Source organism: Acetobacter sp. P5B1 (assembly GCF_018811985.1).
GTDB classification, from domain to species: Bacteria; Pseudomonadota; Alphaproteobacteria; order Acetobacterales; family Acetobacteraceae; genus Acetobacter; species Acetobacter cerevisiae.
Genome location: NZ_JACRVS010000008.1, coordinates 132,675 through 142,617, shown reverse-complemented (window position 1 = coordinate 142,617; position 9,943 = coordinate 132,675). Strand labels below are relative to the sequence as shown.

The 9,943-nt window shown below is 56.1% G+C and carries 6 protein-coding genes and 1 pseudogene; all 7 read left to right on the top strand.

Features of this window, described 5'->3' with window-relative positions; translation table 11 throughout:
• Positions 1-514 (top strand): annotated as a pseudogene (locus tag KP703_RS07795) (hypothetical protein); the annotation flags it as partial.
• A gap of 459 nt (positions 515-973) precedes the next feature.
• Positions 974-1,867, top strand: a complete 894-nt coding sequence (locus KP703_RS07790) for a LysR family transcriptional regulator (protein ID WP_215754388.1) — start codon at positions 974-976, stop codon at positions 1,865-1,867.
• Between the two features lie 253 nt (positions 1,868-2,120).
• On the top strand, positions 2,121-3,719 hold the full coding sequence (locus tag KP703_RS07785) for a serine hydrolase (protein ID WP_252353911.1): 1,599 nt from the start codon (positions 2,121-2,123) through the stop codon (positions 3,717-3,719).
• A complete protein-coding gene (locus tag KP703_RS07780) occupies positions 3,716-4,900 on the top strand; it encodes a serine hydrolase (protein WP_215754387.1) in 1,185 nt (394 codons plus the stop codon). The genes KP703_RS07785 and KP703_RS07780 overlap by 4 nt, the downstream gene beginning before the upstream one ends.
• A gap of 115 nt (positions 4,901-5,015) precedes the next feature.
• The gene (locus tag KP703_RS07775; protein WP_306789689.1) at positions 5,016-6,275 is read left to right on the top strand and encodes an FAD-dependent oxidoreductase; all 1,260 of its coding nucleotides are present in this window, start codon (positions 5,016-5,018) and stop codon (positions 6,273-6,275) included.
• 1 nt (position 6,276) lies between these two features.
• Complete coding sequence (locus KP703_RS07770) at positions 6,277-8,685, top strand: penicillin acylase family protein (protein ID WP_215754385.1); 2,409 nt, start codon at positions 6,277-6,279, stop codon at positions 8,683-8,685.
• Positions 8,682-9,941, top strand: a complete 1,260-nt coding sequence (locus KP703_RS07765) for a serine hydrolase (protein WP_215754384.1) — start codon at positions 8,682-8,684, stop codon at positions 9,939-9,941. Before KP703_RS07770 ends, KP703_RS07765 begins: the two co-directional genes overlap by 4 nt.
• Positions 9,942-9,943: the final 2 nt, after the last annotated feature.

Sequence of the window (9,943 nt, the reverse complement as noted above, 5' to 3'; positions counted from 1 at the left end):
CCAGACATGGCGTGTGCAGAGTGCTGCTGATCGTAAGGCGCTCGGGAAGGTCGAGCGAGGCATTGCCGGAATTATGGCGGCAATTGAGGACGGGATGTATCAGCCTTCGATGAAAACACGACTGGTCAGCCTTGAGGGGCAGAAGGCGGACATAGTGGCTCGCCTGCGTGAAGCCCCACCTGATGTTCCCAATGTGCATCCGGATATTGCCAGTCACTATCGGCGGAACGTGGAGCGGTTCACCGAGGCGCTGGACGATCCGGACGGCGGCAAGGAAGCAACCGAAGCTTTACGCTCCCTTATCGGAGGAATTGTTTTCACCCCAGGCGAGAAGCGGGGAGAAGTTCATATTACATTACGCGGCGAGCTGATGGGTATTCTCGACGTTGCAAATGACGTCAGCGGCAAAAAGGAAAGTCGGCTTATGACAGCAGGGGAAGCAGGCCCCCGCAACCATATCCCCTACAAAGAAATCCAAACCCTAACCCGATGCAGAAATGCAGGCGGGAAATAGCGCTTTGGTTAAGGCCAAAACACACGTAGGCCTGCTGTAGGCGACGTAGGCTATGCTTCAAAGCTGGGCCCGATTGGTCAACAACATGAAAAATTCAGGCTTGAAACGAGCAAGATGCAGCGCAGAAATACTGCCCCACTGCCCCACTGCCTCACTGCCTCCTGATCCGGCTGCATCACCAAGGACAATAACTTACGGTAAGAAAGAGGCTCTCTACTAGGCACAGAGTGATTTGGTGAAAGCCTCCAGAGGCATACGCGCATGCATAAGAGAGCGAAGAGTATTGCGGGGGGACTCCTCTTCCTCGTAAGTCACTTCCTTCCATCCGTATCGCGAAAAGCAAACTCAGGTAGTGATGGTAACGAATAATGTGTCCTTCAAACTTGTTGTGATGCTTTAACATTCTGTTATGACAGAATGACACCAGCACAATAGAGCAGGAAGGGTGAAACGCTCGTTATGCGTTTACGTCAGATCGAAGTTTTCTATGCGATCATGTCCACGGGCTCTTTGCGTCGTGCTGCCGAGCTTCTGCATGTCTCCCAGCCCGCCGCCAGCAAGGTGCTGCGCTATGCAGAGCAGTCTTTAGGGTTTGCGCTGTTTGAGCGCACGGGCGGGAGGCTGGTGCCCACGCGGGAAGCGCGGATCATGCTGCCCCATGTGAACACGATCTTTGAGAAAATTTCTGATCTGAAAAGATTAACGGAAAACCTGCGTTATGCGCGGGATGGACACGCCATCAGCATCGGCTGTGTGCCAAGTCTGGGGCTGAGCGTGGTACCGCGGGTCATTCAGCGCTATCACGCTGCCCATCCGGGAAACGAGCTGACAATCGATACCCTGCATGGGCCGGAAATTGTCTCACGCATTCTCAATCATGATCTTGATCTGGGGATTGTGTTTGGGACGTATGAAAAGCAGGGGCTCACGGCCAGCCATATTGCGGACGTCCCTCTGGTGCTAATTGATCAGGAGACGGTTGCAGGCCCGGTCGCGTTGGAAACCATTAATCCCGCCCGCTATATTGGCCTGAGCGAGAATGATCCTACTGCCCGCCTTCTGGATATGGTGTGGGAAGAGGCTGGCCTTTCGACCGTGCCAGTCGTGCGGGTGCGTACACATTATATGGCAGCGGAACTGGTCCGGCTTGGCGGTGGCTGCGCTATTGTGGACGGGTTGACGGCTTTGCATCATCCGGGTCTGCCTGTGCCGCTTCCGCTCAAGCCCCCTCTGGGCATTTCCTGCACGGTTCTCTTTCGTGCTGATTATGCACTTTCACATATTTCACGTGATATTTTAGAACTCCTTAAAGAAGAAATTCAGAAAGATCTTGCCGGCCTGCCAGCTCTGTAACGGCAACGGTATCCCTTAACCATTGGCTAATGGGTCATGATATTTTTGACATAGACAGATCCCGCTTTTCTTCTGATCATTCCGATATCGTATTTACGTGGTGATCGGACGAGAAGATGCATCCTCCCCGCTCTCTCCGTATGGTTGTCTTCCTGCCGTTTTATGGCGCGTGTCGTAAAAAATCTTTCTAAGGCTCTAGCTTTTCATGTTTCATTCAAGCGTCTTCCCCACACTGCGACAGCACCACACCAGAATGAAACAGCGTGCAAACATCGCTATGCAGTGTGGCACGCTGGCTGCGCTGTTGATGGCGCTGAGTGGCACATCAGTTCAGGCTGCAACACCTGCTTTGCCTGATGGTCTGACAGAGCAGAAGATTGATGATGTTGTCAGCAGAGCGCAGAAGGCTTTTGATGTGCCGGGTATTGCCGTTGGGGTGATCCATGACGGTAAAATCGTTTTTGCAAAAGGGTATGGGCGCAGGGAAGATAATGAAAAAAGCGGGAAGGTGGATCCCAACACCCTCTTCGCCATTGGCTCCAACAGTAAGGAATTTACGGCGACCGCTCTGGCAACACTTGTGGATGAGGGTAAGCTGAAATGGACCGACCGGGTCATTGATGTCATGCCCGAGTTCAAGGTCTCTGACCCCTGGATTACACGCGAGTTCCGTGTGAGTGACCTGTTGACCCATCATAGTGGCATGGGGCTGGGGGCAGGCGATATGATGCTGTTCTCCCATAGCACTTTCACCCGTAAGGATGTTCTGGCTGGTCTCCCCTACATGCCGTTTACGGGCCGGTTCCGGGCGGACTATGCTTATAACAACCTGCTCTATGTCGTGGCCGGAGCGCTGGTAGAAAAAATCTCTGGACAGACATGGGAGCATTACGTTCAGACGCATCTGATTGATGCGGCAGGTCTCCCGGCGTGCCAGAGCACATTCCCGGTTAAGGGGCAGATGGATGTTGCCGCAGGGCAGGGCAGTGATGGCGTTCTGCCGGACCGAGCCACGCTGGAACCGGTCGCCGTGGCACCCGCAGGTGGTGTGTGGTGCAGCGTAAACGGCATGAACCGTTGGGTGCAGACGCTTCTGAATGGCGGCAAGACCGTGGAGGGCCGCAAAATTATCAGCCTCGCTCAGCGTGATGCACTCTGGGCGCCTTCAGCGCTTATTCCGGTGCCCGACAGCGCCGCTAAAACGCAAAGCCACTTCCGCGCTTACGGCTATGGCTGGTTTATGGAGGATTTTTACGGCCTGAAACGTGTGTGGCACACAGGGACTATCAGCGGCATGGTCAGTTATGTCTCCATGCTCCCAGAGAAGAATAGCGGTCTGGTCGTGCTCACCAACCATTATGCGAACTCCGCAACCGCTTCCATTGCCCTGACTATGAGTTCCCTTATAGCCACCGGAAAAAGTGCAGACTGGATCACATACTGGCAGGATGAGACTAAAAAGGCAGAGGACAAGGCGGCAAAGGAAGCGTCCACCACCGGGCCGGGCTCACCCGCGCGACCCTTTATCGCTCTTCCGGTGTCTGATCTAAAAGATTATGTCGGCGTTTATCATGATGCATGGCGCGGAGACATCCGCCTATCCCTTAAAGGTAATGATCTGGTCATGACGTTTGGGAAGGCTGATGGTCTGGCCGGCACCTTGTCCGCCTTGCCGCATGATCTGTTTGTCGCAAAATGGCAGAACCGTGCAGAGGATGCAGAGGACGACAGTTACGTGCAGTTTGAGCGCAATACATCCGGCAAGGTCACGGGGTTCCATATGCAGGTGGTCGGGTCTGATTTCAGCTTTGATGCGCAGGATCTGCACCCGCTCAAGGTTTCCACTCAATGACAGTTCGGTTCCCTGCTTTTTCTCGTAGGAGTTTTTTGCAGGGATCGTCGCTTCTGCTTGCACAGGCCGGCCTGTCCGCCTGCCAGATGCCGTCGCGTGACACTGACAGGTTTGCAAAAGCGGATGCGCTGATCCGGCAGGCGATCAGCAAAGGGGAGTGCCCCGGCGCGGTCTGGGGTGTGGGCCAGCACGGGCGGCTGATTCATCGTGGCGTCTTTGGTGCGCGCAGCCTTGTGCCAACGCATGAGGCCATGACCTGGGATACCGTGTTTGACATGGCCTCCCTCACCAAACCAATGATCACCGCGCTGGCCGTCATGCAGCTTGCGGAAAAAGGGCTGGTTGATGTTGATGCGCCTGTAGTCCGTTACCTTCCGCAGTTTGCTGCCGCAGGCAAAGGGCAGATTACAATCCGGCTGCTGCTCACGCATTTTTCCGGACTGCAGCCCGATCTGCCCCGTACGCCGGACTGGTGGGGGAAGACAGCCGCAACGGACCGTATCATGCGGGCTGTTCCAAAAATCGCGCCGGGCAGCGGCTTTATTTACAGTGATCTTAATTTTATTGCCCTTGGTCTTCTGGTTGAAAAACTGACAGGCCAGACACTGGATGTGTACGCGCAGAATACCATTCTCAGCCCGCTTGGTATGACGCAATCAGGCTTCCTGCCGCCCGTCAGCGAACAGGCGCGTATTGCCCCCACGCAGTATGATGAACACGGCACGATGTTACGCGGTATAGTGCATGACCCCACAGCCCGCCGCATGAACGGCGTTGCGGGGAATGCTGGCCTGTTTTCTACGGCGGAAGATTTGGCCCGTTACGCACAGGCCTTGCTGGACAAACGGACCGGGCGACCCAGCGCATTTCCTCTCAGTCGCGCAACGCTGTTGATGATGACAACACCCCAGCAGCCAGCAGGACAAAGTAGCCTGCGTGGTTTCGGGTGGGATATCGCCTCGCCCTATGCCTCCCCAAGAGGAGAGCGGTTGTCCCATCATTCCTTTGGCCATACCGGGTTTACAGGCACGTCACTGTGGATTGACCCTGATCATGATTGCTACGTTTTTATTCTGACCAATCGTGTCCATCCCAATGGAGGACACAGTGTGGTGCATCTGCGGCATGATGTGGCAACGGCAGTCGGGGAGGCTCTGGGTTTGCCGGAGGCTGGGCCATAGGGGAAGGACTGTCCGATGGGACTTAACCTGAGGTTAAGGGGGGCAGGCATTTTTTAAATGGCATGCCGGGGGATCTGTTTTTAGATTTTCTTCTGAGAAGATCCCGGAACATGGCATGCGCATGTTTGAGCGGGCTCATCATGATCATAAGGGATCGGTGGTTTTTATGCCTGCAAAGCGGACAATCACGGTAGTGGGTGGCGGCGTTATTGGCCTGACAACCGCTTATGCGCTCATTCAGGCTGGACACAGCGTGACGCTGGTAGAGCGGGAAGACCATGTTGGTGAGCAGGCCAGTTTTGGCAACGGCGGCCAGCTGAGCTACCGCTATGTGCGGCCCCTGGCGGATGCCGGAATTCCGCTGGAAGCGCTCTCATGGATGCTTCAGCCCGACTCTCCCATTTCTCTCAGGCTTCGGCTCGATTGGAAGCTGTGGCGATGGCTGGCGGATTTTCTACTGGCCTGCAATGCCAGAACCAACAAGGCCAACGCAGCCAGGCTTTTGGCGCTCGCCCTGCAGGGGCAACAGGCTTTAAACCAGTGGCGGCAGGACGGGCTGGATGACTTTTTGTGGCGGAAGCCCGGCAAGCTGGTTGTGTATCGGAACGCACACAAGTTTTCCAAAGCAGCCAAATCTATCAGTAACCCGCAGCAGGAACAGGTTCTGACCCCGGCGGAATGTGCGCAGGTAGAACCAGCTTTTGCGGGTCTTGCGCCCACACTGGCAGGCGGTATTTTTTCTCCCGATGATGAGGTGGCGGATTGCTATCTGTTCTGTCAGGCGCTTCTCAAATCCCTTCAACAGAGCAAAGATTTTCAGCTTGTAAAAGGCGATGGCACACTTGAGGATGACCAGAGCGGCCGGTGCCGGGTACGGATCAACGGGGCGGTGTGGCAGACAGACCTTGTGGTTCTGGCGGCAGGACTGGCCTCCCGTGATCTGATGCAGCCACTGGGTCAAAGACTGCCTCTCTACGGGCTGAAAGGCTACAGTCTGACCGTGGAGGCAGATCCGGCCGTGCTGCCTGATGTAAGTGTCACAGATTATGACAACCGCGTTGTGTATGCCCGTCTGGGCGATCGGCTGCGTATTGCCGCCATGGTCGATATTGGCGCGCTGAATGCCTTGCCTGATCCGCGCCGCATCGCCTCGCTGAAACATCTGGCAGAGGAAACGTTGCCGGCCGCCGGGCCTTACGCGTCCGCTGACACATGGGCAGGGATGCGGCCTGCCACGCCTACAGGGGTGCCTTTGGTGGAGCGGACGCAATGGCGTAACCTGCTGCTCAATGTCGGTCATGGGGCTTTGGGGTTCACGCTTTCCTGCGGGTCCGCCCTGACCATTCGGGACCTTGTTGAAGAGATGCAGCCGTAAGATGAGACACGCCTCCCTGCTCACCCGCCGTCATGTTTTGCTTGGGGGTGCTGCTGCCGGGTTGGCAGGGCTTAGCTTCCGCGCTCTGGCTAGGAAAGGTGCAGCTTCCAGTTTGATGGGGCTGGATGCACCGGTCGAGGTGCTGGAGGACCAGTGGGGCGTGCCGCATGTGCGGGCCGCTTCTGTGCCGGATGCGTTTTTTGCAAATGGCTACCTGATTGCGCGGGACAGGTTGTGGCAGCTCGATTTTGAATATCGTCGGGCTCTGGGCAGACTGGCGGAAGTTTACGGGCCTGATTGTGTGCCGTCAGATACGGCAAGCAGACTGTTCTTGTTCCGGGGTGATGCACAGGCAGAGTTTGCAGCGTTGCCGCCCACCGTGCAGGCTTGCGCCCGTTCCTATGTGGTGGGGATCAACGCCTATCTTGCCCACATAAACGCGGGTGAAGAAAAACTACCGGAAGAATTCGATATTTTTTCCTACCATCCTCTTGAGTGGGATGTTCTGGATCTGGTGCGTATCCGGGCGGAAGCAACGGGGAATACCAAAGCCGAAATCCGCCGCGCACAACTGGCGGCGCAGGACGCACTGGCCTATGACGCGCTGATCCAGCCCTTACGCCCTGCCCATACGCTTAGGGTGCCGGATGGGCTGGATGTGCATGCTGTTACGGAGCAGGATCTGGGCCTGTTTGGTGTTTTGCAAGATGGCCCCTCTCTTTCCGGCCTCCATGCGGTGCAGTCACCCAGTGAGGGCGACCACCGGCGCGCCAATGAGGGTAGTAATGCGTGGGTCATTGCGCCTACGCGCACGGCCACTGCTCGGCCCATTCTGGCGAATGACCCGCATCTCAGTTTCGGCTCACCCGGCCCGCGTCATGTCATCCATCTGACAGCGCCGGGGCTGGATGTTATTGGCGGCGGGGCACCGGGTATGCCGGGCGTCATGCAGGGCCATAACGCGCATTTTGCTTTTGGGCGCACCAATTTTCATATCGATCAGGAAGATCTGTTCATCCTGCGCACGCATCCCAACCATCCTGACCGCTATTTTCATAACGGGCGCTGGGTGGAAATGGAGCATGAGGAGATCTCCATTGCTGTGCGCGGTGGGCCTGCGCAAAACGTCACCCTGCGTTATGCAGCACAGGGGCCGGTTGTTTCCGCCGATGCTGCGCGAAACAGGGCAGTGGCAGTTTCCGCCACATGGCTCTATCCGGGTGCGAACGGCATGCTCGCCAATATCGGCATCAATCTTGCCAGCGACTGGGATAGTTTCCGAAAAGCTCTGAAACTCCATACCAGTCCAACAAATTTCACCTATGCGGATACCGCTGGAAATATCGGCTGGCAGGCCGCAGGCGGACTGCCGGAACGCCGCAACGGCTATGATGGCCTGCTGCCAGCGCCGGGTGATGGGCGGTATGACTGGAAGGGCCTCCAGCCGCTGGATGTGCTTCCTAACAGTTTCAATCCCGCCCGTGGCTGGTTTGGCACCTCTAACGAACTCAATCTGCCCTCGGATTATCCATATGAGGAACGCTGCGTCAGTTACGAATGGAAAGATCCTTACCGTTACGAGCGTGTTGCAGAAGTCCTTCAGGCCTCTCCGCATGCCACAGTAGCGGATAGCGTGGCGTTGCAGCATGATACGCTCTCTCATCTGGCTTTGTCCGTGGTGCAACTTCTGCCGGAAGTGCCTGCGTCCGTGCAGGCAGAAGCCGCGTTGCTGCGCCGCTGGGATGGGCGCGTAGAGGCGACAAGTGCTGCCGCCGCGTTGTATGAGGTGTGGTGGACCCGGCTGAATACTCTATTCTATCAGGCTTTGGTGCCGGAAAAATTGCGTGCTCTTTTGCCTCAACCGCTCAATGCGTCTGTTCTTCTGGCTCTCCTGCAAAAGCCCGAGGCGCAGCGTGATGCCCTGCTTGTCAAAGCGTTTCAGCAGGCCGTGGAAGAGTTGCGTGACCGTCTGGGGCCGGTGGCAGCGGCATGGCAGTGGGGCAGTCTGCATACCGTGCAGCTTCGTCACCCGCTCCATGGCGTAAAAGCGGTAGCAGAAGCGTTTCTGCCCATAGGGGGAGAAACGGCCCGGAGTGGGGGAGACCCATACACGGTCATGGCGCGCTGGTATAATCCGGACGTATCAGAAACAGCGCTTGCGCAGGGCCATAATCCGTATGCTGTAACAGGCGGGGCCAGTTATCTGATGGTGTGTGATGTCGGGGGGTGGGACAACTCGCTGTTCCTTAACTTCCCCGGTCAGTCTGCGTTGCCGGACAGCGGGCATTATGCGGATGTTCTGCAACTCTGGCTTAAGGGCGCTATGCAGCCCCTTCCGTTTTCTGCAAAAGCCGTTCAGGCCGCAGCCAGACATCATGCTGTCTTGTATCCAAAAGGAAAAACGCTATGAAATTTAAAGTCTGTTCCGCTCTGGCTCTGGCGTTTTTCAGCACAACAGCTCTGGCGCAAACCGCGACCGATAAAAAAATGGATGCCGTGTTAACGCACGGTGAAAGTCAGCCTCTGGCAGCACTCGCTGCCGTCAAGCTGGAACACGGTCAGCCTGTTTACCAGTATTATGGCGGGTTTGCGCGGCGTGATGGCGCCCAAACTGTTCCGGTTAAGCAAGAAACTCTCTTTCGTATTGCGTCCATCTCCAAGGTGGTGACCACTATCGGGCTGATGGAACTGGTTGAGCAGGGCAAGATCAATCTCAATCATGACGTCTCGGAGTATCTCGGTTTTCCTTTGCGCAATCCGGATTTTCCCACAACGCCCATTACCGTTCGGATGCTTTTAAACCATACCTCCACCCTTCGGGATGGCGATGTGTATGTCCTGCCGCCGGGCAAGGCTATGCGTGATTTTTTTGATGAAAGTCATAAACCCGGGAGCCAGGACTATCATTTCTCTTTTCATGATAGCCACGAACCCGGAACATATTTTACCTATTGCAACCTGTGCTACGGGCTTGTCGGTACCATCATCGAGCGGGTCAGCGGGGAGCGGTTTGACCGCTATCAGAAGCACCATGTTCTGGAACCGTTGAAAATTGACGGTGGCTATAACGTCGCGGAGCTGGAGCATCCGGAGCGTCTGGCCACGCTTTATCAGCATGTGCCCTCAGGTTATGAGGCAGCAGTTGATGGCCAGCCTCTTAAAGGCTGGAGCAAAGAGGATTTGGCGTCCTACAAAATTGGCAGTAATGGAAGCGTATTTTCTCCACAGGGTGGGCTCCGTATTTCTTTGCAGGGGCTCACACGTCTGGCACAATTCATGATCCAGCGCGGCATGCTTGATGGTGTCAGGCTTCTGGCTCCGCAAAGCATTGAGGCGATGGAAACACCCACCTGGACATTTAATGGCAAGAATGGCGTCTGCCCGTACCCGCTCAGCACCTATGGCCTGAGCCTGTTCACGCTGACAGGCACAAAAGACACCAATGGAAAGCCCGCCATCCCCTATATTGGCTATCAGGGCGGCCTGCGTGGCCATCTGGGGGAGGCTTACGGCCTCCATTCCGGCTTCTGGTATAATCCGCAAAACGGAGAGGCCTATCTGTTTGCCGCAGACGGCTACCCTGACTATGAGCAGGAGAAACCCGGGCAGTATTCTTCTTTCTCCAGAGTAGAAGAAGAAATTTTCACAAATCTGGCGGGAAAATAATT